Below are 23,564 nucleotides of genomic sequence, written 5' to 3' on the forward strand. Positions count from 1 at the left end.
GTCGCAGGGTCACCGGGGATGCCCTCCGCGCCTGGGGAGGGCGGGTGGCCCGCGCGGGAGTGCGCAGGCCACCCGGGGGCGGTCAGCTGAAGAACGGGTCGTCCACGACGTGGACCCAGCCGCCGCCGGGCTGGCGTCGCAGGATCTCGGTGGTGATGGAGGTCACCGGCTGCGGTCCGAGCCCGGTGAGGGTGGCGTTGTTCGAGACCAGGGCGACGTCGCCGACCTGCCGGATGTCGCGCAGTTCGAGGGTGAGGCGGGCGCCGCTGTCGACCATGTGCCGCATTGCCCCGCGGATGGCGTCCGTTCCCACCAGGTGGTTCCCGGGGGTGGGGACGAAGTGGGCGTGCGGCTCGTAGAGGGAGACCAGGCCCTCGACGTCGCCGGCCTCCAGGTACTCCATGAACAGGGCACCCACCTGCTGAGGCGTCTCGGCGTGGCGCCGGGCGGTGACGCCGACGGGCTTGTCGCCCCAGCCTGCCGCGGCGATCAGGTCGTACCAGCCGGGGTGGGCGCCGTAGGGGAGATGGCGGCGCAGCAGTTCGCCGGGGAAGGTGATCGGGGACGCCTTGTGGGGCTTGGCCAGGGCCTGAGTGACGATGGCGTCGCTGAGCCCGTAGGCGAGGTCCTGACGCGGGAGCAGGGCGTGCACCTGGTCGGCGAGACCGGGCGGGAGGTTCTCACGCTGCGTGCCGAGGATGTCGGTGGCGATGCCCTCCTGGGACAGCGCCACCACGGTGCCCTTGCGCTCGGCGATGCCCTGCGAGGTGTGCAGGGCGATGGCGTCCCAGGCGACGGCGATGCGCGGTTCCTCGACACCGCGCTCGCGCAGGAACGCCGCCGCGGTGTCGGCGCCGTCGACCTCGAAACGCTGGTCGCCGTTGCCTTCCTCGCTCAGTCCGATGTCGTGCAGGACGCAGGCGGCGAACAGCAGCTCGTCGTCGTAGTCGGTCCCGGCGCGCAGGCCCTTGTTGCGGGCATGGGCGCGGGCGAAGACGTAGGAACGGACGCTGTGATGGAAGACGAAGGCGGGCGTGACCCGTGCCGCGTAGGCGTAGGCGTCCCGGCTGAGGCCCGTGTCGGGGAGGCCGAGCTGTTCGAAGACGGACGGCTGTGCGTCGGTGGTCAAGGTGTGTCTCTTTCGTCGGGGCCCCGGTCCGGGGCCCGTCGCTACGGTGACCGGCAGCGCGCTTTCGCGTGCCGGGGTATGGGGGGTGGGGCCGCACGGCTCGTGGCGCGACGGGTGGTCGCTCCTCGGGGGTGTGCGGCCGGGGCGCCGCGGTTACAGCTGGGCGATGAACGCGCCGACGTGGGCGGCGACTTGGTCGGGCACCTCAAGGGGCGAGAGATGGCCGGTGTTCTTGAGGACGGTCAGCGTGGCGGTCGGGATCAGGGGCAGCAGGTGGTCGGCGAGCACGGCCGGCGGGTCGACCTTGTCGTGGCTGCCCGCGAGGACCAGCACCGGCACGTCGATGGCTGAGAGGCTGGCCGACACGTCCTGGACCAGGCCCTGGCGCGGCCACGTGAGGCGGGCCTGCTCGCCGCCGCGCAGACTGTCCTCGACGACCTGCCGACGCAGCTCGGGAGCCAGCTCGCCGTGGGTCAGCACCAGCTCGACGCTCCGGAGTACCGCCTCCTCGTTGTCGTAGGCGTGGGACAACGCCTCCTGCGCCTTCTCGCTCACCCCGACCGGCGCGGGCGGCGCGGGCGCCACGAGGACGGCACCTCTGAGGCCCTCGGGCTTGCGTGCGGCCAGAATCTGGGCCACTTTGCCGCCCATGGAGTGCCCGACGAGCACGTAGCCGGAGTGCCCGAGGGCGTCGATCACGCGCTGCGCGTCGTCCGCGAGCTGCTCCAGGCCGTAGGGTCCCGGCACGCTCGCGGAGTCGCCCCATCCGCGGTGGTCGTAGGCCACGAAGCCCTGCCCGGGCTCCAGACGTTGCAGCACCGGGATCCAGGTGCGCCGTGAGCCTCCCCAGTAGTGCAGGAAGACCAGCGCCGGACCGTCACCCTCGCGGACGTGGGCGTACACCTGTCCGTCCCGCACGTCGAAGAAGCGGCCTGCCACGTTCTGCGCAGTCATGATCGGTTCTCCTCGGCCACGGCCGGGGCTCTCGGACCGCTCCACCGGTGTGTGGAGCCGGTGCCCCGTACTCGTATCCGATCCTGCTCCGGTGCATCCCTTCCGAGCCACGGCTCATATGCCAGCATCCGAACTTTTTGGGCCAGGACGCTGCAGATGGGTCATCGCTTTCCGGCCGTGTGTGATGCGGTCTGAACTGCGTTTTTGTACTGCTGACGGCTCTTCTGGCAGAGAGCGGCGGCTCACTGGCACTCCCTGCGATATAGGCGCCGGGCGTAACATTGCGGCCATGGACACGCACCGGGTCATGGTTCTGGCGGTCGACGGCGTACTGCCCATGGACCTGGGGATCCCCACGCAGATCTTCAACGCCCGTCCGAACACCCCCTACGAGCTCACCGTGTGCGGGGACACCGAGGAGCCCGTGACCACCAGTGCCGGATTCACCCTCGGGCTGACCGCGGGACTCGAAGCGCTCGCCGACGCGGACACGATCATCGTCCCGGGGTTCGAGGACTTCCGGCGCCCTCCGCTCCCACGGGTGAGGGCCGCGCTCAGGCTCGCCGGCCGCGCGGGAATCCGTATCGCCTCCATCTGCACCGGCGCCTTCGCGGTCGCCTCCGCCGGGCTGTTGGACGACCGCACCGTGACCACCCACTGGGCCAGCGCGGACGACCTCGAAGAGCTCTACCCCCGGCTGCGCGTCGACCGGAACGTCCTCTACATCGACAACGACACGATCCTGACCTCCGCGGGCGTCACGGCCGGCATCGACCTGTGCCTGCACCTGGTCCGCAAGGACCTCGGCGCGGCCGTCGCGAACGACATCGCCCGGGAGATCGTCGCCGCCCCGCACCGCGACGGCGGACAGGCCCAATACATCATGACCAGCCTCCCCGACCCCCAGGCCACCACGCTCGCCCACACCCGCGAGTGGGCCCTGCGCAGCCTCGGCGAGGACCTCACGATCCCGGCACTCGCCGGCCACGCCGGCGTCTCCCCCCGCACCCTGACCCGCCTGTGGCGCCAGGAAACCGGCGTCAGCCCCCACCAATGGCTGGTGACCGCCCGCATCAACCGCGCGCGCGAACTCCTGGAGACCACCGACCTCCAGGTGGAACAGATCGCCACCCGCTGCGGCCTCGGCAGCGGTACCAACATGCGCGCCCGATTCCGTGACGCCATCGGCATCACGCCCACGGCCTATCGCCGCACCTTCCAGCACCAGGAACCCTGACGCGGTTCGGGCGGGCCGGTCACAGAGCCCGTCGGCGCGACGCGATGAAAAGGCGCCGCCGGAACTCCTCCGCGTGTGATGCGTCGTGTTCGGTGTTCGTGCCAGCGGGCCTCCTCGGAGGGGGTGTTGTGGGTTCCGTCCTGGTCTCGTTTCGTGGTCGTCAGGGCGGCCTGTTCATTGAGGTGGAGCGTTCCGGGGAGGGGCAGGGTGTGTGCCTGTGGATGCTCCGGAGCCATGGACGCCGCTCCGTGGTCACCTCCCGGCACCTTCAGTCAGGTCCTGGAGGTCGAGCGGCTCGGCGGTGAAGCCCGCAACGCCGGGTGGGTCCGCGAGCGCGGGCTGCGGATCGGGCGTGTTCGCATGCCGGACCTGACTTGTGGCGCCTGCCGTTGGTGGCCGGGGGCCCGCGCGGCGACGAGCGGATCACCCGCATTCTCGTCGGCTCCAGCCCCACGCGGGCCGCGTCGGCGAGTTCGCCGGGCGTTTGGCCGGTGCTGGTGGCGGGGCGGGCCGGCCGGGTCCATGTGACCGGCGACTGCGGCCGGCGGCCGGCGGCCCGAGTTCACCAGGCTGGTGGATCAGCTGGTCGTGAGCAGTGGATTCCGGTCCGGCTGCTCGGTTCCCCTGTGGGTGGGGGACACCTCTGTCGGAGCGTTGTCGGTCTCCTGTGTCCGACGGCCGTGTTCCAGTGGCCGACCGGCTTTCGTGGCTCGTTGGGTTGGTTGTTCGGCTGTTGTCAGGGCTTGTTGGTGTCTGTCGGGTTGGTCAGGAGTCCGCGGAGGATGATGTCGAGTGCGCCGTGGAGGCGCTGGTGGAGGTCGAAGGGGGCTGGTTCCTCGCGGATCCAGCGCAGGACTGTGGAGAAGTAGCAGGCGGCCAGGAGTGTTCCGGCCTGGTCGCTGTCGGCGCCGGTCCTGATCTCCCCCCGGTGGCGCCCCTCTTCGACGATCCTGGTGAGTTCGACCTCCAGGGAGGGGTCCTGGAGGAGGCGGCCGTGGCGTGCCGAGGCGTCCATCAGGACGGTGGTCTCCGCGCGGGATGCGGTGTTGAGGTCGGCCATTTCTTTGAGGTAGCGGTGGAGGCGGTCGTGGACCGGCAGGTTCTCCGCGTGCTGCGCGCCGAGGATCTCGGCGACCCGGGCGCGGCGGCGGGTGCCCCATTCCTCCAGGAAGCCGACCTTCTGTGAATAGTGGTTGAAGACGGTGGCGCGGGCGACGTCGGCGGTTTCGGCGATCTGGTCCATGGTGGTCGCTTCGAACCCGTGGGTGACGAAGAGGCCGATGGCCGTGTCGTACAGCTGGTCGTAGAGCTTGCGGCGCTTGCGCTCCTGGCGTCCGGCCGCCGTACCGCTCTTGTCGCCGGCTGCCGCAGGCCTGGTGTTCATGGGCCTCAGTAGAGCACAGGTCCGCATGGCTCTTGACCTCTCCCCGGTATCTCTCTAGATTCCTCGCCACTGATGGACTCCAGTCCAAAAATATACTGGAGTCTCGTGATGTTGGCTGTGGAACGCGGCAAGGAGATGCCATGGTTTCCGTGACTCCCCGTACGGGCCGGATCGCGCTCGGCGGTGGCTGCCATGCCTGGGTGGCGGCTGCCGGGGGCTGGGGCATGAGCAATGCGGGGCTGGTCGCCGGCCGGGGTGCGTCACTGCTTGTCGACACGCTCTACGACCTGCGGCTGACCCGGTTCATGCTGGACGCGCTGGCACCGGTGACGGCCGCGGCGCCGATCACCACCGTGGTCAACACGCACGGCAACGGCGATCACTGGTTCGGCAACCAGCTCGTGGCGCACGCCGAGATCGTCGCGGCCCGTGGGTCGGTGGAGGACATGCGGCAGGTGGGCCCGGCCGAGATGCGGGCGCTGACCGGCATGGACGATGCCGCGGGACGTTTTGCCCGCCGTGCTTTCGGCCGTTTCGACTTCTCCGGTGTCGAACCGGTGCTGCCGGGCCGGGTCTTCGACGGCGAGGCGGTCCTGGACGTCGGGGGTACGGAGGTCCGCCTTATCGATGTGGGCCCCGCGCACAGTGCCGGGGACACGATCGTCCATGTGCCGCGGGCCGGGGTCGTCTACGCCGGTGACATCGTCTTCGCCCGCGCCACGCCGGTCGTCTGGCACGGCCCGTTCGCCCACTGGCTCGCCGCGTGCGACCTCCTGCTCGCTCTCGACGCCGACACCATCGTGCCGGGCCACGGACCGGTCACCACCAAACAGGCCGTCCGCGAGATCCGCGAGTACCTCGTGCACGTCCACGAGCAGGCCGCCGCCCGCTTCGCGGCCGGGATGCCCGTCATGGACGCCGCGCGCGACATCCGGCTGGGCCGCTTCGCGGAGCTGGCCGAGAGCGAGCGACTGGCGGTCAACGTCCACACCGTCTACCGGGAGCTCGACCCGGAACTGCCCCCGCTCGACGGCCCCGGGCTGTTCGGCTGCATGGCCGAGCTGTGCACCGCCTCCTGACGGTCACGCAACTCTTCCCCGTCCCCCGTCCCCCGTTCCCGGTATGTGTTCCCGCCGCTCTTCGAAGGAGAAGTCATGGTCGCCACACCTGCCTACGACCCACCGGCCGCCTCGTCCGGCGTCGCCCTCACCCCTCCGCAACGCCACACAGGCACGATCCTCGCGGGCTGCCTGGCCGTCTGCCTGGCGCAAATAGGCCTTGTGCTGCCCGCCGCGATCAATGGCGTCATACAGCGTTCCCTCCAGGCCTCCGGCTCCGAACTGACCTGGATCAGTGACGCCTTCCTGGTGCCGGCCGCGGTGCTCGCCCTGACCTTCGGTGTCGTGGGCGACCTGTACGGCCGTAAGAAGCTGGTGGTGGGCGCGTCGCTGCTGGCCGCGATCGGCTACCTGGTCTCCGCCACCGCCGGCTCCGCGGCCCAGCTGATCACCGGGCAGGCGATCTCCGGCATCGGAGCCGCCGCCCTCTTCCCCGCCTCCCTGACGATGATCACCGCCGTCACCACCACACCGGCCGAGCGGGCCAAGGGGCTGGCCTCCTGGACCACGGCCCTGTCCCTGGGCGCACTCATCGCCCCGCTCCTGTCCGGCGGCATCGTCGAACACGCCTCCTTCCAATGGGCCTTCGGCGTCACCGGCGTGATCGCCGTCGTCACCGCGGGAGCCGCCTGGCTGCTGGCGGCCGAGTCCACCGCTCCGGAGGGCCGCTCGCTGGACTGGCCCGGTCAGATCACCATCGCCCTGGCCATGCTCTCCCTGCTGTACGGCATCGTCCAGGGCCCTTCCGGCGGCTGGGGCTCGGCGCCGATCGTGCTGTCCTTCGCCGGCTTCGTCGTCTTCCTCGCCGCGTTCGTCGTGGTGGAGAACCGCAGCGCCGCTCCGATGCTCCGGCTGGAACTCTTCCGCATCCGGGCCTTCGCCGCCTCGGCCGCGATGGCGGTGATCGGCATGTTCGGCTTCCTCGGCGGCGCCTACGACCTGAGCATCCGCCTGGGGGTCATCCAGCACCAGAGCCCCTTCCAGGCCGCGATCCCCTTCGTGGTCATCCAGGGCATCACCCCGTTCATCTGGCCGCTGCTCGTCCGCCTGCTGCACCGCGTCGGCCCCGGCCCCATGCTCGTCACCGGCTTCGTCTCGCTGGCCACCGCCCAGCTGTGGCTGCGGGCCGTACCGGTCCAGGAGACCGGCCTGGTCCCGCTGCTGGGCCCGTTGGTCCTCAACGGTGTGGGTTTCGGCTTGGTGGTTGCTGCTGTGACGGCTGCTGCTGTGAATGTTGTGCTGCCGGGTCTGGCGGGCATGGCTGGTGCTGCCAGCAGTCTGGTCCGTGATCTCGGTCAGGCCCTCGGCCCGGCCGTCGTCGGGGCCGTCGCTCTCGGTGTGGCCGCGAGCCGGCTCACGGGCGGCTTCGCTGGTGCGGGACTCACCCCCAGGGAGCAGGGTATCGCTGATGCTGTCCTGGGCGCGGGCGGTCCGCTGGCCCTGCACACTGCCGGCCTCGGCCCGCTCAGTGCCAAGCTCGCGCCGTTCACCTCGGACGCCCTGGCTCACGGCTACAACAGCGCCCTGCTGCTCACCGCCGCCGCGTGCGCGGTCGCCGCCCTGATCGCCGCTGTCTTCGTCGGCTTCCGGTCCGGTGGCACCGGGCCGGTCGGGAGCAAGGAGAGTGTGGCGTGAAGTTCGCGAGCGTCGTCCACGGCGGGAAACGGCGGTCCGGCGTCGCGGCCGACGGCCTGTTCCACCCTTTCGATCACCCCGTCGGCCTGCTCGATCTCATCGTGGAAGGGGAGGAGGCGCTGCGTGAGGCGGGAGAACGTGCGCTGGCCGGCTCCCTGCCCGTGGCCCTGGCCGACGTCCGGCTGCTGCCCCCGTTCGAACCCACCACGGTCCGTGACTACATGACCTTCGAGAGCCATGTCGCGGGCGTCGCGCGGGGATACGGCGACACGGTTCCCGAGGAGTGGTACACCGCGCCCGCGTTCTACTTCACCAACCCGTACGCGATGATCGGTGCCCACGACGACGTCCCCGTACCGCCCGGCTGCCGGCGCTTCGACTTCGAACTCGAAGTGGCCGCCGTCATCGGCAGGACGGGCCGGGACCTCACTCCCGAGCGGGCACGCGAACACATCATCGGTTACACGATCCTCAACGACTGGTCCGCCCGCGACCTGCAGGGCCGCGAGATGAAGGTCAAACTCGGGCCCGCCAAGGGCAAGGACACCGCCACCACGCTCGGCCCGTGGCTGGTCACCGCCGACGAACTCGAACCCCGCCGCGACGCCGAGGGCTTCCTCGACCTCGCTCTGACCGTGTACGTCAACAGCGAGCTGGTGGGGCGGGACCGGCTGTCCAACATGGCGTGGACGTTCGAGGAGATGGCGGCCTATGCCTCCCGCGGCACCTGGATCCGGCCGGGTGACGTCCTGGGCTCGGGGACCTGCGGCAACGGAGGCTGCCTCGCCGAACTCTGGGGCCGCAACGGTGTTTTCGAACCGCCGCCGCTGGCCGTCGGCGACACCGTCACCATGACGGTCGAAGGGATCGGCGCCGTCAGCAACACCGTCACCGGGGGCGTCCCGCCGGTGTCCCTGCCCCGCGCCCGGCGCAGGGGGTGAACGCCGGGCGCCCTGTTCGCCAAAGCGGCCTGTTGAGGCGTCGCCCCTGGGCGGCCCCGTCCCCGTTCCACGAGGGCCGCGCCGAGTGATCAGCGCGGCCCCGGCGGCGAATCCGGTCCCGGCGGGAACCACCACCGAGCGCGCGAGCGGTGAGGATGGCTTTGAGGGGGTAGTAGTCGGCGTAGGGGAGGGGGATTTCGATGCCGTCTTCGGCGGGGCGGTTGCGGGTGCAGCGGGTGAGGGCGGTGTCTGCGCGGGTGGAGGTGCGGGTGAGGCAGGTGCGGGCGAGTGCGGTGAGGATCTTGAGGGCTGTGGTGCGGTAGTGGGTGTGGCCGGTGGCGGTGGCGAGGTCGGTCAGTGCGCAGGCCATGACGGCTGCGGCGGAGGCGTCTTTGATGTCGTGGGGCTGTTGGGGTGCGCGGTGGTCCCAGACGGGGATGTGGTCGGGGGTGAGTGCGTGGAGGGCGTAGTCGGCGAGGTGGGTGGCGGTGTCCAGGAACCGGGTGTGGGCGGTGCGGCGGTAGAGGGTGGTGAATCCGTAGATGCCCCAGGCCTGGCCGAGTGACCAGCAGGAGGCGGGGCTGTAGCCCTGGACGGTGCCGGGGCCGAGGGGGGTGCCGGTTGCGGGGTCGAGGTCGAAGACGTGGGGGGTGGATCCGTCGGGCCGGGGGAACAGGCGGCGGGTGGTGTCGGCGTGGGCGACGGCGATGTCGAGGTAGCGGTCCTGTCCGGTCTGCCGGCCGGCGAAGACGAGCAGGTCGAGGTTCATCATCGTGTCGATGATGACGCGTCCGGCGTTGGCGGGGTCCTCCAGTGCGCCCCAGGCGCGCAGGAACCGGCCGCGGGGGTTGTACGGCGGCTGAGGGAGTCGGCGGCCTGCACGGCGCCGTCGCGTCATGCGGTGTCGCCGGTCAGGCGCCACGCGGTCACCCATGAGGGGGTGAACAGGAAGCCGAGGTCGTGGGTGGTGGTGTCGGTGCGCCGGGGGGCGAGCTTTTGCGCCCAGTCGAGGGCGAGCGTGCGGAACTGGTCGTCCCCGGTGTGCAGCCAGCACATCCACAGGGTGCCGGGCCAGAACCCGCCGACCCAGTCGCCGCTTTGGGAGTAGACCCATTTCTCGTACTTCGTCGCGAGGGGGAATCCGCTCACGCGGGGCGCGACGGCGCGGACCTTGTCCGCCGCGTAGTCGGCCGCGGCCCTGAGAACGTCCGCGTCCGCGGCCGGCACCCCGCCCGCCTGAGCCTGAGCCTGTGCTTGTGCTTGTGCCTGCGCCTGTGCGGGCCGGGGTGCACTGGCGTAGGCGGCCGTGGCGCCGCCTGCCGTGGCCAGCACGGCCCGCCGGGAGGTGGTCATGACTGTCTGCCTCTCCGACTGGGCTGGGGTGCGCGGGAGTTGGAGGAGTGTGGCATGCCCGCACACACCGTGTACATCCACGTGTGCGAAGTTCACGCACATGAACACCTGTGGGTGTCGGGCACGGGGCGCGGTGCGGTTCGGGACGTGGTGCGGCACGTCGGGTGGAACAGTTCCTGAGATCCGGCCGGCTGCCGCTGCGGTTCCTGGCGCGCCCCGGCTGGAGGGACCGGGCGGAGACCGGTCGCCGGTGCTGACGGCACCGGGCCGGGCCGGCGTCCGGCGTCCGGGCGCTGCGGCCGGGCTGAGGTCCCACGGCCGGGGCGCGTGGGCTCACCGGGCCGGGAACCGCCCGGCCTGCTGGGCCAGGCCCGGCGGCAGGCCGGTCGGCCCGGAGACGGCCGTGCCCGGTTCCCGCCTGGCCCGGGGCAGTTCGTTCCGGGCCGCAGGCTTCCTGGTCGGTACCGCGGACAGCAGATCACCTTCGTACAGGTCGCCCTGCGCCATCGGGTCGTCTCGCAGTATCTCCACGGCGAGCGGCAGGAGATGAGCAAGCCCGACGTCCTGTCCGGTCATCAGGCGCAGGTCCTCGACCGACAGCTCGCCCACCGGCCTGTGCCGGAGCGCGTGCACCGTCACGGCCAGACGGCTCGCGCCGGCCGGCGGAGCCGGCCGGCGGTCGCGCTCGCGCTCCTCGATGCAGCGTTCACGCTCTGCGGTCCGGGTCACCGGCCGATCGTCCCACGCCGCCGGCACGCCGCCGCCAGGACCCGTCCGGCAGCCGCAGCCGCACCCGGGGAGCCGGGGCAAGCCGGGGGAGCCGGGGGGTACCGGGGGAGCCGGGCGGGTTCTGCTCCCGGTTCCCGCGGGGACAGGGACCCGCCCCGGCATCCGGTGGTGGGACGGGGCTGCGGTCCGGCACCGCGGAACACCATCCGTATCCGTCAGCGCGCGGGCCGGACAAGCGCACCACGGGAGGGGGCCGGGGCATGACGGCACAGAACATCGACGACGTCGTGGGCAAGCCGGCCGGGGTCGTGGGGGAGGCGGGCCGCGCCGGCGGCCGGGCCGGCTGCTTCGCGGCCCTGGTGCCGGCAGGTGACCGCCGAGATCCCTGCGGCCGTCCGCAGCGGGCTGTTCGGCGACGGCCCCCGTATGGACCGCTTCGGCACGCTCTTCGGCAACCGCTACTTCGCCGCCTTCGCCGCCTTCGCCGCGTGGCGCCGCGTCCGGAGCGGCCCGCGCTGCCGGCGCGGGACGTTCGCCCTCCTCGATGACGCCGGCACCGTCGTCGTCCAGCACTTCGTACTCGGCGTGAACGCGCATATCAACCCCGGCCTGGCCGTCGCCGCCGCACAGACCGGCCCGGGCCGCTCCATCCACGCCCCGCGCCACGGCTTCCTGCTGACCGGCGACATCCTCGCGTGGGTTGCAGGGCTCCCTCGGTGCCCTGTCCCCCTGGTGTCGCTGCCGGGCCGGGCCGGGGCCGCACCGGCGAGCGCGTCCTCGGCTTCAGCGTCCGCCGGTCCCGCGGGGAGGCCTGGCACAGTGCCCTCCTGCTGGCCGGCCGGAACGCGCAGGGACGCGAGGCCGCCAGCGGGCGGTCCGGTATCCGCGCCACCGTGCCCGCCCGCCCCGCCGCCGGCGCCCGCCCCGGCACATCACTCCGCGCACCGCACCGCCCCACTCCGTGACGAGTACACCCCGCAGACGACAAAAAACGTTCCCTCCATGCAATAAATAGATGAAACGGCTAGAGTCTGCAGACATGAGGACGTCTACAGAGGAGACGCTGCGCCTCACCGTCGCGGCCCTGATGCACGCTGCCGGGGAATCTAAGACCGACCTCGCAGCCGGGATCGGGCTGACCCAGCCCAAGGTCTCCCGTCGCCAGCTCGGCCAGACCGCCTGGACCCTGGCCGACTGCGACGCCCTCGCCGCCCACTACGGGATCGGCGTCCTGCAACTGCTGGCCGGCCCGACCGCGGCATGCGAAGCCCTGCCCCCCGGACACCGCCGCACCCAATCCGCCTCCACGCCCGCCCAGGGAACACCACGATGACCGACTTCGACGCGATCGACGCACTCCTGGCCGGCGCCCGCCAACAGCCCGGCCTGCCCCCTGCCGGCCAGCGGCGCGCCCTGCGCCAGGCACTGAACCTCTCGCGCACCCAGGTGGCCCAGGCCCTGGGAGTGAGCCCCTCCACAGTCGGCGGCTGGGAACAAGGACGCGACCCCAGCGGCGAGATCCGCGAGAAATACGCCTACTTCCTCGCCGCCGCCCAGGAACGACTGCACCCCCAGGCCGACACACCCCCTCACCCCGCACCCCCTCACCCCGCAGCCGGCCCCCCCGGCAGCACCACCCCCGCCGCCCGCCCCGCCGCACCCGCCGGAGACGAACCCCTGCCCGCCCCCCAGCCCTGCGTCCTGTGCGGAGCACCCGCCACCGACCAGGTCGAGGGCTACCCGCAGCACCTCCACCCCGCCGACTGCACCCGCCCCACCCCGAACCCGCCCACCGCGCCCCACCCCGAAACCCCCGCCCCCGCCCCCGCCAGACCATCACCCCCTGTCCCTGCCCCATCAGCCCCGGCCCGCTCGCAGCCCCCCGCCCGCCACCGTTCCCCTCACCACGGACGCACCCCCGGACTGATCGCACGGGCCGTCCACGAGGCCCTCGACGCCCACGGCGGCGACCTCAAAGCAGCCGCCGCCGAACTGCAGCGCCGTGCCATCCCCGACGCCATGGCCCTGCTCGACGCCTGCCGTACCGGCGCCCGTTACGACATCGTCGGCCACCCCCCGCTGCCCGACATCCTGCGCAAGAAGTCCGCCCACGGCGCGGACGAGGTATGGGAAGCCCGCCCCCACTGGGCACGCCACGAGGCACCCCCCGGCACCGCCGACGTCACCGCCCTCGACATCAACGGCGCCTACCTCTCGGCCCTGAAGACCCATCTCCCGCTCGGCGCCCTCGAATACTCCACCGGAAACGTCCACTCCCGCCGCCGCTCAGGAATCCACCTGATCACTCCGCCCGAATGGGACCACCACCTGTACCTCCCCAACCCCCTCGGCAACCGCGAGGAACCGGGTCCCGTCTGGGTCACCGAACCCACCCTCCGCCTCCTCCAGCGCCTGGCAACCCCGCAGTACGGCCACCTGTGCGACCCCCCGGTCATCCATGAATCCTTCACCTCCGGATCGACGGAACAACTCTTCGAGAAATTCCGCCAGACCCTGCGCGACGCCCGTGAAAAAGCCATCAGCGAAGAAGACGAAGTCACCCTGGAATACGTGAAATCCATGTATTCTAAGTTCGTGTCCACCATGGGAGAATCGAACTACAACCGGGAGCTCTACCGCCCCGACTGGATGCACATCATCCGCTCGCAGGCATTCGTCAATCTCTGGCTGAAAGCCCATAAAGCGCACACGGCCGGGCTGCCCGTCATGCGTGTCATGGGCACTGACGAACTCCACATCGCCGGCGACTGGCGACAGGTATTCACAGAAGGCCGCGACGTGTCACAGGTGAAAGTAAAAGACGTCTACACCCTCCCCGCCGGCCGGCGGTAAGACCCTCACATGCCCGACAGGACACACGACTTCGGCCACTACGGCGCCCAAGGGCAGCGCGGGAGCCAGGCAGCGGCCCGCGTACTCGACGCCCTCGCCGGCTACATCGCCTCTCCCGTCACCGCCTCCCGCGGCCTCGCCGCCCGCCTCCGTTACCTCGACACCGCAGCCGGCCGCAACGCCATGCGCCAGGCGGGCATCACCGTCACCCCCCGCACCCTCAGAGCCTGGCTCACCGGCAGGCAACGCCCCAACAGGGCCAACCTCGCCAGACTCGACACCGCCTACCGCACCCTCCGCCGGCACAACGTCGCCCGCTACCTCCTCAGACGCCTCAACGCGGGCGGCGGAACCCGAGTGGAAATCCACCCTCTCGACCAGAGCCATGTCCCCATTCCCCACCAACGCGTCCTGGAATACCGCAGACTCAACATCCGCACCTGGGACGCCATCATCGACGCCTGGACCACCGCGGACGCCCGGGCCCTCGACGACGCCTGGATCGACCAGATCGTCAACCTCGGCTCCCAATGGGGAAAATACGAGTACGTCACCTCCGTAGGATTCGCCGCCTGACACCCCCACCCACCCCCACCCCCACCCCACCCACCCACCCACCTACCTACACTCGCGCGACACAGAACCACTCGGGTACCCCGTGACGCCCCGTCACTCCGGTGCCCGGAAGCCGCCGATCCGCTGTTCGAGCAGGTCGGCCAGCCGCAGCGTGGTGCGGTCCCCGAACATCGGACCGACGAGCTGCACCCCCACCGGCAGCCCCTCAGGAGAGCGGCCCGCAGGAACTGCGGTGGCCGGCAGGCCCGGCATGGTGGCCAGACCCGCCCAGACGAGCTGGTCGAGATACGGATACCCGACACCGTCGACGTCGATCCGGCGTCCCAGCAGGTCGGGATCGTGATCATGCGGAAACGCGGGAGTCGGCGTGATGGGACACACCACAACGTCGAACTCGGCAAAGAGCTCCCGCCAGCCGTGACGATGGAACTCGCGACGGCTGTCCGCCTGGATCCAGTCGCGGTGGCTCAGCACCGTCCCGCGCAGCCGCGCCGCACCGAGACTTCGATCGTCCGCGCTCAGCCCGGCCGCACGGGCCCGCAACTGCTCGTACACGTCGGCGGGGAAACGCGCGGCGGAACCCGAAAACAGCAGCAGCATGTAGAGCGTGGCGGCTTCGGCGAGATCGGGCAGCAGCGGACTGTGCCGTTCCACGCGGGCGCCACCGTCGGCAAGCGCATCGGCCACCCGGTCCACGCCCGCCCGCACCGCCGCCCCGGTCGCAATGAACGGATGCTCATCGAGAACCAGAACCCGGAAGTCCCTGAGCCGCCGGTGGCGCGCAGGCGGCAGGACCAGTTCGTGCGCCACGCCGAGCGTCAGCGGATCCGGTCCGGCCATGACGTCGAGCAGGAGCTCGAGATCGCGGGCGGTACGCGCCATCGGCCCGGCGACGGCGAGATCGGGACCGGCCGGCAACGCCGGCGCGGCCGGCGGGACCATACCGCGGCTTGCCACCAGCCCGAGTGTCGGCTTGTGCGCGTAGACACCGCAGAAATGCGCGGGCGTACGCAGCGAACCCCCGATATCGGAGCCGATGGACAACGCACCGAACCCCGCCGCCAGGGCCGCCGCCGACCCGCCGGAAGACCCGCCCGGCGTACGGTCCAGGTCCCACGGATTACTGGTCGTGCCGTAGATCTCGTTGAAGCTCTGCAGATCCTGCAGGCCCAATGGCACGTTGGTCTTGCCGAGCACCACCGCGCCGGCAGCCCTGAGCCGCGACACCTGCACCGCGTCCTCGGCCGGCACGAAGTCCCGGTGCTGCGGCATGCCCCAAGTCGTCGCCAGCCCGGTCATGTTGTACGACTCCTTGACGGTTACCGGAACACCCAGGAGCGGCCGGTCCTCTCCCCGGCCACATGCCTGATCGGCATGACGCGCAGCCGCCCGGGCACGATCGAAGTCGGACACACAGATCGCGTTGACCGCCCCGTCGTCCCGCTCGATCCCAGCGATCGCCGCCTCGGTCAATTCCACCGAGGACACCTCACCAGCGCGCAACGCGGCCGCCAGCTCTCCGGCCGGCCGGAAATTCCAATCCATGAAACCGACGCTAACGGACCGCCACAGAGGCCATAAAATGCCGCTTCCCGCAACGGAAAAGCCCGCGAACACCCGCCCGGCGGGGGCATCTCCTGAGGACTGTCCCGTTACTCGGTCCCGGACGGAAGGATCCGTTCGCAGACGGCCCCGCCGGGTGTGAACCACCCCGCCTTCTCGCGCACCGCAGGACTCGGGTCATCGGCGTGGGACGCCCTCAAAGCGGCAGCAGCGCGCGCACCGGAGTGGGCGAACTCGCCGGCGCGTCCGGCAGCCATGGCCCGGACACGCGGGCCGGGGTCCGCGGCCAGGCGGTGCAGCGCGGGTCCGAGGACCCCGCCCGGGCCCGGCGCGCACGTGCCGCCGCCCCCCGGAGACTGCCGCGGAATGAACAGGTGCCGCCGGCCGCCCCGCACCGGCGCACAAACCTGACACCGCGCCGGCTCGCCCCTGCCCTTCGGCATCCCGAAGCCCGAAGCCCGCATCCCGAAGCCCGCATCACGCGGCGCCGGCTTCCGGGCCAAACCGGCCCGGCCGCACTCCTGTCCGAGCGCGCCGGGACGCGCGCCACCAGACGGGCTACGCGCCTTCGTTCTCACCGCGCAGGGAATGGATCATCCTCTGCAGGATCAGGAACGCGCCCGACTGCTCGCTCTCGGTCAGGCCGGCCAGCATCCTGGCCTCGACGGACCGGACGGCTGCGCTCGCCTTCTCAAGGCTTCGCCGGCCGCGGGGCGTGAGCCGCGCGGGAAGCACCTTGCCGACGGCCGCCTCCGCGGGCCTGGTCACGTAGCCGTCTCGTTCCAGGGCCTGGAGCAGCACGTTCATCGTCTGCCGTGTCACGAACGCGCCCCGCGCGAGCTCGGAGTTCGACAAGCCCGGCCGCTGCGCCAGCAGCTCGAGGCAGGAGTAGTGCGTCACGCTCATCCCGAGCGGCCGCAGCACTTCCTCCATGGCCGCACGCAGGGCGCTCGACGCTTCCTTGAGCAGGTAGCCCAGTGACGTCTCCAGGTCGACGCCGACACCTTCTTGACTCATGTCAGCATTCTGACATAGATTCCTGCATGTCAGAAAACTGACACGAAAGAAGGAGTGTCACCATGCCCGCCACCGGCCCCGACTTCATCTCGCTCCAAGTACGCGACCTCAACGCCTCACAAACGTTCTACGAGCAGTACCTCGGCCTCGTCCGCTCACCGGCCGGACCCCCGCACGCCGTCGTCTTCGAGACGAAACCGATCGCGTTCGCACTCCGCGACATCACCCCCGGCACCGACCTCGCATCCGTCACCCACCCCGGCATCGGCGCCGCGATCTGGCTCCACGCCACCGACGTCCAAACCATCCACGACGCACTCGTCACCGACGGCCACACCATCGTCTCCCCACCGATCGACGGCCCCTTCGGCCGAACCTTCACCTTCGCCGACCCCGACGGCTACCACCTCACACTCCACGACCGCACCTGACCGACCCAACGCCACCAAACGACCACCAGCAATTGCACCCCGGCCCCGTACGCGACAGCGCGACTCCCAGCCACAGCCCGGCAGCCGATCGAATCAAGAGCGCGCTCTCCCTCACAGCCCGAGCACCCAAGACCAGCCCGCAGCACCGATCAGAGCGCATCGCGGAAGGCGCACCGCGCAACGGGCCCGGACCGTACGGGGATCACCGGACACCATGGACTGAACGAAGAGGCCGAGAAGCGTATACAGGCGCTCCTCGCCAACCAGGTGAACAGCTACGACCGGGCCGACCTGATCGGTGTCTCCTACATCACCGACGCCCCGGATTCCCGGCTCACCGAGAAGGCCCTCACCCACGATGGCCACATCAAGGTCGCCGTACCGGCCGCCCACTACAACCAGAGCCCTCCGGCCGAGCACCATGCGAGGTACGACGCTCCCCTACGGCAGGCGTCCGACGCGCACGAGACAGGCCTGACCTGACCTGACCCTCTCCGACCCCCGTGCACACATGACGGCCAGTGAGATCCAGGCCGACGAACTGGCCACGGTAGGCGACGGGAAGCCGGCCTGGGCACACGGCGGCACTGCGGATGTTGTGGCCCACACCCAACAGCAAGGACTCCGTGCGCACTTCCCCGGGCCGCTGCCGGTCGGCCCGGGCACAGGATGATGCCGTGCCGACTGCCCGCGCTGGTGGTCCCATCCGCCTGTGGCCAGTGACGGGCGCGCCGCAGGCGCCATTGGCGTGCTGCCGCGATGACTTGGGCAGCAGCACAGAACAGCCACAGCCTCCCACGGCGGCAACGAGTGGCAAGCCAAGGACTCAAGGCTTCCGGGTCGTCGCCTCACCGCCCAAAGACGGGTCGCGGTCCCGGACATAGACGATGACTCGCGCCCCGTTGACGTGGGTCGTCCCGTACTCGCGGAAGCGGCGCCGCAGGGTACTTGTTTTCGCTTCCTCCCGCGGGTCGGCCGACGACTGCGCACCCACCGCGCGGACCACGACGATCCGGTCGAACTCCAACATGCGTGCCGCAATGACCCGGGCGGGAAGCTCGACGCCTGCGAGTGTGTTCGACGAAACAGGGTCCTGTGCCAGAGCGAGATCCGTCAGCAAACAGGTGTCGCCGGAGTCGGCCGCAGTCAGGATTCGCTGCCGGCCGGGAAGATAGAGCAGCCCGTCGCCAGGGCGGCCTTCCTCGCGCACGGCGGCACCGATGGCGGTGACATCGTTGCTCCGGCTCTGGGGCGTGCGCAGCGCAAGGCTCGGCAGAACGAGCGCAGCCAGAACGGCAGCGACCGCGATCCACGCAGCGCGGGAAGACCGCCACAACCGATAGGAGTGATCCAGCCAGGCACCCAGCAGCAAGGCAATTCCGATATTGCCGTAGAGCACATACCGGTCGACGAAAAGAGGCTTGGCCAGCGAGACGATCAGCAACAGAAGGCCCGGCAGCACAAGAATCGGCACAGCCAGCACGGAAAGCCGCACAGGCCCCCTCCTCCCCAGGGGCGCCCGGGCACACACCACGCCCACGACCGCCACGACCAGGAAATAGCGAAGCCGCACCGGTCCGCTGATCCAGGACACCTGCCCCGCCTGCCCCGCACTGCGGATCACCAGCGGCAGCAGCCCGCCCGCCACACCCGCAGCCGTCACAGCCCATGCCCTCAGCACCGGCCGTGGAACACGGGAGACGACCAGAGTGACGCCGTGGGCGACCAGAGCAAGGACCGCGAACTCATGGAGCAGACAGGCCAGCAGCATCGCGGAGCCATAGACCCCCCACCGCCACCGGGCACGATGCGGCACAGCGGCCACGAGCGCATAGGTGGCCCAGGTGACCACGGCACAGACCATGGCATACGAGCGGCCTTCCTGCGCATACTTCTGGACCTGGGGCAGGAGCGCGAACACCAGCCCGGCCAGCAGCCCGGCACGGGGTCCCGCCAGACGCAGCCCCAGCAGCCCGACTCCGCTCGCCGCAAAGGACATCGCCAGCACAGACGGCAGCCGCAACGTCAGCAACCCCCCGCCGAAGAGACCGAAGACCTCATGCATCACGGCGTAGTAGAGGACGTGCACCAGATCAACATGCTGGGCGGTATGCCATATCTGCGCGAGATCACGGTGCGCCAGCTGGTAAGTAACGGACTCGTCCCCCCACAGGGAGTTCTGCCTCCTGATACCCCAGAGCCCCAGAACGATGGTCAGCGACAAAGGCGCAATGACGACAACGGCTCGGGCCGATCTCCATGATGGCCGGCCGGCCGATACGAGAGGGGAAACCGCCCTGGCCACGACGGAACCACGTTCAGCAACAGACATCGGCAACAGGGCCTTTCGACAGCGACGAAGAAACCCCGCCACCCTGCCCCGACCTCGTTGACCGGCTGCTGACCCAACCTGACCGGCCGATCAGGAAAGCAGGCCGACGCTGTGCGAGGCTGCACCACATGCGCATCCTGGTGGTCGAAGACGAGGTGGACCTCGCCCGGACCCTGCACACCGGCCTGACCGCCGAGGGCTACAGCGTCGAACTCGCCCATGACGGCAGGCAGGGACTGTGGATGGCCCGCACCGGCGAATACGCCCTTGTCGTACTGGACTTGATGCTGCCCGGACTCAACGGCTACAAGGTCTGCGCCCAACTGCGCCGGGAGGGCAACGCAACCCCCATCCTGGTCCTCACCGCCAAGGACGGCGACTTCGACCAGACCGAGGCCCTGGACACAGGCGCCGACGACTACCTGGCCAAACCCTTCTCCTACCTGGTACTCGTCGCACGACTGCGGGCCCTGGCCAGGCGAGCCGCCACGGTCGCCCCGCCCGTCCTCGCCGTGGGCGACCTCTCATTGGACATCGCCGGCCGGCTCTGCCGCCGGGCCGGGACCCGAGTCGACCTCACGCCCCGGGAGTTCGCCGTCCTCGAACTGCTGGCCCGCCGAGCGGGCCAGGCGGTCCCCAAAACAGACCTGCTGTACCACGCCTGGCCCGACGAGGCATGGGATCCCAACCTGGTGGAGGCACGCATCAGCGCGCTACGCAAAAAGGTGGACGCCGCGTTCGACCGAAAGTCCCTGCAGACCGTACGAGGCACCGGCTACCGGCTGGTGGACGACCGTGACCGCGACTGAGCCACGACGCCACTGGCGGCCGCGCTCAGTACGAGCCCGCACGGCACTGGCCGCCGCCTCGACCGCCGCCGTCATCCTGCTCGGCATCGGCTGGTGGCTGCACCACGATCTCTACCGCCAGAGCACGCAGATCGCCGAGGACCAGGCCAAGGCACAGCTCTGGTCTCTCTGCGATCAATTGCGCCAGGGCATCGTCCCCGACCCCACCAGCACCGTGCCGTACGAGGTCGTCGCCACCGGCCGACACACCGCTGTCGCCTACGGCGGAGGCATGGACGACTTCGAACCCGGCACCCACCACGTGATGCCCGCCCCGCCGAAAGACCACCGGATCCAGATCACCACCACCGTCCGCCTGCCCGCCAACCCCGACTACGACCCCAGCGACAAACTCTCCGTAGCCGGCGGAACCCACCAGGTCGTCACGGCCGACATCCAGGCCGATGACCTGAACAGCACCAAAGCCGCCGCCCTGGGCGTCACCTCCGACGCCGCACTACGGGTCTACGTAGTGGTGCTCCCCAACACCGCCGACGCCATCGCCACAACCACCGACCACCTGCTGCTGCGCACCGGACTCGTCAGCCTCGTACTGATCGCCGCCACCACCTACTTCACCGTCCGCCACGCGCTACGGCCGGTCGAAGCCATCCGCGTCCTCACCGCCTCGGTCACCGCGCACGACCCCCGCGAACGCGTCACCATCCCCGCCACAGGACACGAGATCACCGCCCTGGCCACCACCCTCAACACCACCCTCCAACGCCTCGACGACGCGGCCGCCCGGCAACGCCGCTTCGTCGCGGACGCCGCCCACGAACTGCGCAGCCCCCTCACCACCCTGCTCGCCAGCCTGGAAGTCGCACTCGCCTACCCGGAACGCACCGACTGGCCCGCCGCAGCCACCACCGCCGCACGCCAGACCCGCCGCCTCCAAACCCTCGCCGAAGACCTGCTGCTCCTGGCCCGCCTCGACACCCGCACCCCCGCAGCCGACTCCGAAACCGTCGACCTGACCACCCTCGCCTCCCGGCTGACCGAGCAACACCCCCTCACCACACAACCGTTGACCCTCACCTGCGACAGCACCGCCCCCGCACACGCACACGGAAACCCCGGCGAATACGAACGGCTCCTGCGCAACCTCATCGACAACGCCGCCCGCCACGCCGCCCACCACATCCAGATCACCGTCCGCAACCACGACGCCTGGATCGTCCTCACCGTGCACGACGACGGACCCGGCGTGCCCGCCGAGGACGCCGAACGCATCTTCGAACGCTTCGTCCGCCTCGACGACGCCCGCTCCCGCGACCACGGCGGCACCGGCCTCGGCCTCGCCATCGCCCGCGACCTGGCCCACCGCCACCGAGGCACCCTCACCCTCACCCCCCACACCCTCGGAGCATGCTTCCAGCTACGCCTTCCCCGAGCCCCCGCCCCAGCCGACACATAGCCCACTTCACCGCGAGCCTTACGCGCTTCACCCCAGCCGCGCCGGCCACCCGATGAGACGCCGCCGGTCAGCGAAGCACAAACGACACGAGCTGCTGGTCATCTGATGAACGCCATCGCCCTTGAGACGGCACTTGCGGAGGATCTTCCAGCCCTCAATCCGGGCGAAGGTGTGCTCGACACGAGCACGGACCTTGCGATGCGAGCGGTTGTGCTCCTCTATCCAGGCCGGAAGTTCCGCCTGACCACGTTCACGGCGGTGCGGGATGAGCAGACCCGTCCCCCGATAGCCGCCATCCGCAATCACTGTCGTTTTGCCGACAGCAGCCTTCGCACCGGACAGTCCCCATGCCCCGCAGTCATTACGGTTGCCCGGCACCGGTTGACCGACCACGACGACGTGCGCAACGAGCACTCGTTCAACCTCTCAAACTCCACCGCACGACCGTACCGTTGACAAAACCGCAGATCACCTGCTTATACGGGGCAAGCCTTAAGCGATCTCCCGTAATTTCCGACGTCAGATGAGTCCGGACTCTTGCCGCGGTCCAGGGCGGTGCTCGGGCCTCCCGGGGGTGGTGCCGCTTCGGTAGCCTTCACGAGACTCTTGATCAGATGGAGGTAGCGTGCGGGCCTGGTACTGGTTCATTGGCACGGGGTTCATCGTCGTCGCGTTCTTCTGCTTCATCGCTGCCCTGACGATCTGGAACACTGCGCGCACAGACCAGACCTACCCGCGGAAGCCGAAGCATGTTGCCATGTGGAGCGGCATGGGAGTCGTCTGCCTGGGACTCATGCTCTTCTTCTACTCTCTGTGACCGTGAAACCGTGAGGGCTGCCCTGTAGCCGCCGGCCACGAGAGATGATCTTGCCGTGCCCGGTGCGATCACGGCGTCGGAGCCCTCCTGGACAGCCCCGTGTACGGGGCTGAGCCCGCGTCAGTTCGGCAAGCTGATCACGGCCCTGCGGCGCGGAGGCACCGACCTGGCCCGTCGGGGCCGACCCTGGAGCCTGCCACTGGAGGAATCGGGTGCTGCTGATCGCCGCGTACCGGCGCACCGACCTCACCCTGCGCCGGCTCGCCCCGCTGTTCGGGGCGTCGAAGTCGGCTGCCGACCGCATCATCGACCACCTCGGGCCGGCGCTCGCGCTCCAGCAGCGCAAACGGTTCCACAAGGGCACCGTGCTGATCGTGGACGGCACCCTGGTTCCCACCCGCGACCACACCGTCGCCGAGCAGTCGAAGAACCACCGGTACTCCACCGATCACCAGGTCGTCATCGAGGCCGACCCCCGGCTTGTCGTCGCCGTCGGCCGGCCGCTGCCGGGCAACCGCAACGACTGCAGGGCATGGGAGCTGTCCGGTGCCAAGGATGCCGTCGGCCAGACCACCGTGATCGCGGACGGCGGCTACCGGGGCACCGGCCTGGAAGGAGGATCACAATCGCTCCCACATGCAGGTTCGGGCCCGCGTCGAGTACACCTTCGCGCGTATGAAGGGCTGGAAGATCCTCCGCGACTGCCGCCTCAAAGGAGATGGCGTTCATCACGCCATTCTCGGCATCGCTCGCCTTTATAACCTCACACTCGCCGGATAGGCGAACAGGTCGTGCAGCAACCGACCTTGCCCCGCCCCGAGATCGTTATGGGATAACTCTTAGCCGCTGAACCGCGGGAATAAAACACAAAGAAAAGTCGTCAGATTCTGACGGGAAATCAAGACCGTTAAATATAGGAGACGGGATGCTCATTTTCCTGGAATTAAATGTAGCGATTCCAAGATAATGAGAAATTAAGCAAATTCCTTTAGGTGCAAAGATATCAACCCGGTGAAAATGACCTGACAGGGTGTCAGGTCAGCCAGGCAAGAGGCGGCGCTGTCCTTGTAGGTGCGGTTTTGAGGAATTCGCGGAGCGAATTCCGTTCGACGTCACGGAGTGACGTCGAGTCAACTTCCTTGCGGAGCAAGGAAGTTTGAGCCGCGTAGCGGCTCGGGGTCTTCCGGCCCGTAGGGCCGGCGCGTCGTGCCCGCGGAGCGTGGCCGCGCG

General features: G+C 69.9%; 22 protein-coding genes and 2 pseudogenes. 14 read left to right on the forward strand and 10 right to left on the reverse strand.

The features are described from left to right. Positions 1-82 precede the first annotated feature (82 nt). Complete coding sequence (locus tag ACGFZS_RS48745) at positions 83-1,129, reverse strand: nuclear transport factor 2 family protein (RefSeq protein ID WP_393800669.1); 1,047 nt, start codon at positions 1,127-1,129, stop codon at positions 83-85. Positions 1,130-1,282: 153 nt separating this feature from the next. Continuing rightward, the gene (locus ACGFZS_RS48750) at positions 1,283-2,083 is read right to left on the reverse strand and encodes an alpha/beta fold hydrolase (protein ID WP_393800670.1); all 801 of its coding nucleotides are present in this window, start codon (positions 2,081-2,083) and stop codon (positions 1,283-1,285) included. A 289-nt stretch (positions 2,084-2,372) separates the two neighbouring features. Here ACGFZS_RS48750 and ACGFZS_RS48755 point away from each other — a divergent pair, with 289 nt between their 5' ends. Next, positions 2,373-3,320: a GlxA family transcriptional regulator gene (locus tag ACGFZS_RS48755; protein WP_393800671.1), complete on the forward strand. Its 948-nt coding sequence runs from the start codon at positions 2,373-2,375 to the stop codon at positions 3,318-3,320. A gap of 736 nt (positions 3,321-4,056) precedes the next feature. Here the strand turns inward: ACGFZS_RS48755 and ACGFZS_RS48760 are convergent. Beyond that, positions 4,057-4,704 (reverse strand): TetR/AcrR family transcriptional regulator, encoded by a 648-nt coding sequence (locus ACGFZS_RS48760; protein WP_393800672.1) that lies wholly within the window; start codon positions 4,702-4,704, stop codon positions 4,057-4,059. Between the two features lie 140 nt (positions 4,705-4,844). Here ACGFZS_RS48760 and ACGFZS_RS48765 point away from each other — a divergent pair, with 140 nt between their 5' ends. From ACGFZS_RS48765 to ACGFZS_RS48775, 3 genes are all read left to right on the forward strand, one after another. After that, positions 4,845-5,783 (forward strand): MBL fold metallo-hydrolase, encoded by a 939-nt coding sequence (locus tag ACGFZS_RS48765; RefSeq protein ID WP_393800673.1) that lies wholly within the window; start codon positions 4,845-4,847, stop codon positions 5,781-5,783. Positions 5,784-5,858: 75 nt separating this feature from the next. Then, a complete protein-coding gene (locus tag ACGFZS_RS48770; protein ID WP_393800674.1) occupies positions 5,859-7,457 on the forward strand; it encodes an MFS transporter in 1,599 nt (532 codons plus the stop codon). Continuing rightward, on the forward strand, positions 7,454-8,398 hold the full coding sequence (locus tag ACGFZS_RS48775) for a fumarylacetoacetate hydrolase family protein (protein ID WP_393800675.1): 945 nt from the start codon (positions 7,454-7,456) through the stop codon (positions 8,396-8,398). Before ACGFZS_RS48770 ends, ACGFZS_RS48775 begins: the two co-directional genes overlap by 4 nt. Here ACGFZS_RS48775 and ACGFZS_RS48780 read toward each other — a convergent pair. The 3 genes from ACGFZS_RS48780 to ACGFZS_RS48790 form a co-directional block, all read right to left on the reverse strand. Next, positions 8,346-9,296 carry a hypothetical protein gene (locus tag ACGFZS_RS48780; protein ID WP_393800676.1) on the reverse strand — a complete coding sequence of 317 codons (951 nt, stop codon included), beginning with the start codon at positions 9,294-9,296 and terminating at the stop codon, positions 8,346-8,348. The genes ACGFZS_RS48775 and ACGFZS_RS48780 overlap by 53 nt on opposite strands. After that, positions 9,293-9,751 carry a hypothetical protein gene (locus ACGFZS_RS48785; RefSeq protein ID WP_393800677.1) on the reverse strand — a complete coding sequence of 153 codons (459 nt, stop codon included), beginning with the start codon at positions 9,749-9,751 and terminating at the stop codon, positions 9,293-9,295. Before ACGFZS_RS48785 ends, ACGFZS_RS48780 begins: the two co-directional genes overlap by 4 nt. A gap of 333 nt (positions 9,752-10,084) precedes the next feature. After that, positions 10,085-10,480, reverse strand: a complete 396-nt coding sequence (locus ACGFZS_RS48790; RefSeq protein ID WP_393800678.1) for a contact-dependent growth inhibition system immunity protein — start codon at positions 10,478-10,480, stop codon at positions 10,085-10,087. Positions 10,481-10,849: 369 nt separating this feature from the next. Here ACGFZS_RS48790 and ACGFZS_RS48795 point away from each other — a divergent pair, with 369 nt between their 5' ends. The 4 genes from ACGFZS_RS48795 to ACGFZS_RS48810 are packed head-to-tail and all read left to right on the forward strand — an operon-like array spanning position 10,850 to position 13,909. Continuing rightward, complete coding sequence (locus ACGFZS_RS48795) at positions 10,850-11,491, forward strand: DUF5995 family protein (RefSeq protein ID WP_393800679.1); 642 nt, start codon at positions 10,850-10,852, stop codon at positions 11,489-11,491. 28 nt (positions 11,492-11,519) lie between these two features. Beyond that, complete coding sequence (locus ACGFZS_RS48800; protein WP_393800680.1) at positions 11,520-11,813, forward strand: helix-turn-helix domain-containing protein; 294 nt, start codon at positions 11,520-11,522, stop codon at positions 11,811-11,813. Then, complete coding sequence (locus ACGFZS_RS48805) at positions 11,810-13,333, forward strand: helix-turn-helix domain-containing protein (RefSeq protein ID WP_393800681.1); 1,524 nt, start codon at positions 11,810-11,812, stop codon at positions 13,331-13,333. Before ACGFZS_RS48800 ends, ACGFZS_RS48805 begins: the two co-directional genes overlap by 4 nt. A 9-nt stretch (positions 13,334-13,342) precedes the next feature. Next, the gene (locus ACGFZS_RS48810; RefSeq protein WP_393800682.1) at positions 13,343-13,909 is read left to right on the forward strand and encodes a transcriptional regulator; all 567 of its coding nucleotides are present in this window, start codon (positions 13,343-13,345) and stop codon (positions 13,907-13,909) included. A 93-nt stretch (positions 13,910-14,002) separates the two neighbouring features. On the opposite strand, the gene ACGFZS_RS48815 is transcribed toward ACGFZS_RS48810, so the two are convergent. Together ACGFZS_RS48815 and ACGFZS_RS48820 are read right to left on the reverse strand one after the other, a co-directional pair. Then, entirely contained in the window at positions 14,003-15,454 is a 1,452-nt protein-coding gene (locus ACGFZS_RS48815; protein WP_393800683.1) for an amidase, read from the reverse strand. Positions 15,455-16,030: 576 nt separating this feature from the next. Next, positions 16,031-16,489, reverse strand: coding sequence for a MarR family winged helix-turn-helix transcriptional regulator (locus ACGFZS_RS48820; RefSeq protein ID WP_393800684.1), 459 nt, complete (start codon positions 16,487-16,489; stop codon positions 16,031-16,033). Between the two features lie 62 nt (positions 16,490-16,551). On the opposite strand from ACGFZS_RS48820, the gene ACGFZS_RS48825 reads away from it, so the two are divergent. Both ACGFZS_RS48825 and ACGFZS_RS48830 read left to right on the forward strand, forming a co-directional pair. Continuing rightward, on the forward strand, positions 16,552-16,920 hold the full coding sequence (locus ACGFZS_RS48825; protein WP_393800685.1) for a VOC family protein: 369 nt from the start codon (positions 16,552-16,554) through the stop codon (positions 16,918-16,920). 267 nt (positions 16,921-17,187) lie between these two features. Next, a complete protein-coding gene (locus ACGFZS_RS48830) occupies positions 17,188-17,403 on the forward strand; it encodes a hypothetical protein (RefSeq protein ID WP_393800686.1) in 216 nt (71 codons plus the stop codon). A gap of 343 nt (positions 17,404-17,746) precedes the next feature. Here ACGFZS_RS48830 and ACGFZS_RS48835 read toward each other — a convergent pair whose 3' ends face one another. Then, on the reverse strand, positions 17,747-19,252 hold the full coding sequence (locus ACGFZS_RS48835) for a hypothetical protein (RefSeq protein ID WP_393800687.1): 1,506 nt from the start codon (positions 19,250-19,252) through the stop codon (positions 17,747-17,749). A 128-nt stretch (positions 19,253-19,380) separates the two neighbouring features. On the opposite strand from ACGFZS_RS48835, the gene ACGFZS_RS48840 reads away from it, so the two are divergent. After that, the gene (locus ACGFZS_RS48840; protein ID WP_393800688.1) at positions 19,381-20,061 is read left to right on the forward strand and encodes a response regulator transcription factor; all 681 of its coding nucleotides are present in this window, start codon (positions 19,381-19,383) and stop codon (positions 20,059-20,061) included. After that, the gene (locus tag ACGFZS_RS48845) at positions 20,048-21,517 is read left to right on the forward strand and encodes a sensor histidine kinase (RefSeq protein WP_393800689.1); all 1,470 of its coding nucleotides are present in this window, start codon (positions 20,048-20,050) and stop codon (positions 21,515-21,517) included. The genes ACGFZS_RS48840 and ACGFZS_RS48845 overlap by 14 nt, the downstream gene beginning before the upstream one ends. A gap of 27 nt (positions 21,518-21,544) precedes the next feature. Here ACGFZS_RS48845 and ACGFZS_RS48850 read toward each other — a convergent pair. Next, positions 21,545-21,916 (reverse strand): annotated as a pseudogene (locus ACGFZS_RS48850) (transposase); the annotation flags it as partial. Between the two features lie 226 nt (positions 21,917-22,142). Here ACGFZS_RS48850 and ACGFZS_RS48855 point away from each other — a divergent pair. Together ACGFZS_RS48855 and ACGFZS_RS48860 are read left to right on the forward strand one after the other, a co-directional pair. Beyond that, complete coding sequence (locus tag ACGFZS_RS48855) at positions 22,143-22,334, forward strand: hypothetical protein (protein ID WP_393800690.1); 192 nt, start codon at positions 22,143-22,145, stop codon at positions 22,332-22,334. 55 nt (positions 22,335-22,389) lie between these two features. Then, positions 22,390-23,114 (forward strand): annotated as a pseudogene (locus ACGFZS_RS48860) (transposase). Positions 23,115-23,564: the final 450 nt, after the last annotated feature.

It is taken from the genome of Streptomyces sp. NPDC048288, assembly GCF_043201555.1.
Lineage (GTDB): Bacteria > Actinomycetota > Actinomycetes > Streptomycetales > Streptomycetaceae > Streptomyces.

Bases quoted from the DNA above. Each gene is read 5' to 3' on its own strand.
- ACGFZS_RS48750 (WP_393800670.1), bottom strand. From the start codon at position 2,083: ATGACTGCGCAGAACGTGGCAGGCCGCTTCTTCGACGTGCGGGACGGA.
- ACGFZS_RS48805 (WP_393800681.1), top strand. From the start codon at position 11,810: ATGACCGACTTCGACGCGATCGACGCACTCCTGGCCGGCGCCCGCCAA.
- ACGFZS_RS48785 (WP_393800677.1), bottom strand. From the start codon at position 9,751: ATGACCACCTCCCGGCGGGCCGTGCTGGCCACGGCAGGCGGCGCCACG.
- ACGFZS_RS48780 (WP_393800676.1), bottom strand. From the start codon at position 9,296: ATGACGCGACGGCGCCGTGCAGGCCGCCGACTCCCTCAGCCGCCGTAC.
- ACGFZS_RS48825 (WP_393800685.1), top strand. From the start codon at position 16,552: ATGCCCGCCACCGGCCCCGACTTCATCTCGCTCCAAGTACGCGACCTC.
- ACGFZS_RS48755 (WP_393800671.1), top strand. From the start codon at position 2,373: ATGGACACGCACCGGGTCATGGTTCTGGCGGTCGACGGCGTACTGCCC.
- ACGFZS_RS48835 (WP_393800687.1), bottom strand. From the start codon at position 19,252: ATGTCTGTTGCTGAACGTGGTTCCGTCGTGGCCAGGGCGGTTTCCCCT.
- ACGFZS_RS48815 (WP_393800683.1), bottom strand. From the start codon at position 15,454: ATGGATTGGAATTTCCGGCCGGCCGGAGAGCTGGCGGCCGCGTTGCGC.
- ACGFZS_RS48800 (WP_393800680.1), top strand. From the start codon at position 11,520: ATGAGGACGTCTACAGAGGAGACGCTGCGCCTCACCGTCGCGGCCCTG.
- ACGFZS_RS48765 (WP_393800673.1), top strand. From the start codon at position 4,845: ATGGTTTCCGTGACTCCCCGTACGGGCCGGATCGCGCTCGGCGGTGGC.
- ACGFZS_RS48760 (WP_393800672.1), bottom strand. From the start codon at position 4,704: ATGAACACCAGGCCTGCGGCAGCCGGCGACAAGAGCGGTACGGCGGCC.
- ACGFZS_RS48770 (WP_393800674.1), top strand. From the start codon at position 5,859: ATGGTCGCCACACCTGCCTACGACCCACCGGCCGCCTCGTCCGGCGTC.
- ACGFZS_RS48820 (WP_393800684.1), bottom strand. From the start codon at position 16,489: ATGAGTCAAGAAGGTGTCGGCGTCGACCTGGAGACGTCACTGGGCTAC.
- ACGFZS_RS48810 (WP_393800682.1), top strand. From the start codon at position 13,343: ATGCCCGACAGGACACACGACTTCGGCCACTACGGCGCCCAAGGGCAG.
- ACGFZS_RS48840 (WP_393800688.1), top strand. From the start codon at position 19,381: ATGCGCATCCTGGTGGTCGAAGACGAGGTGGACCTCGCCCGGACCCTG.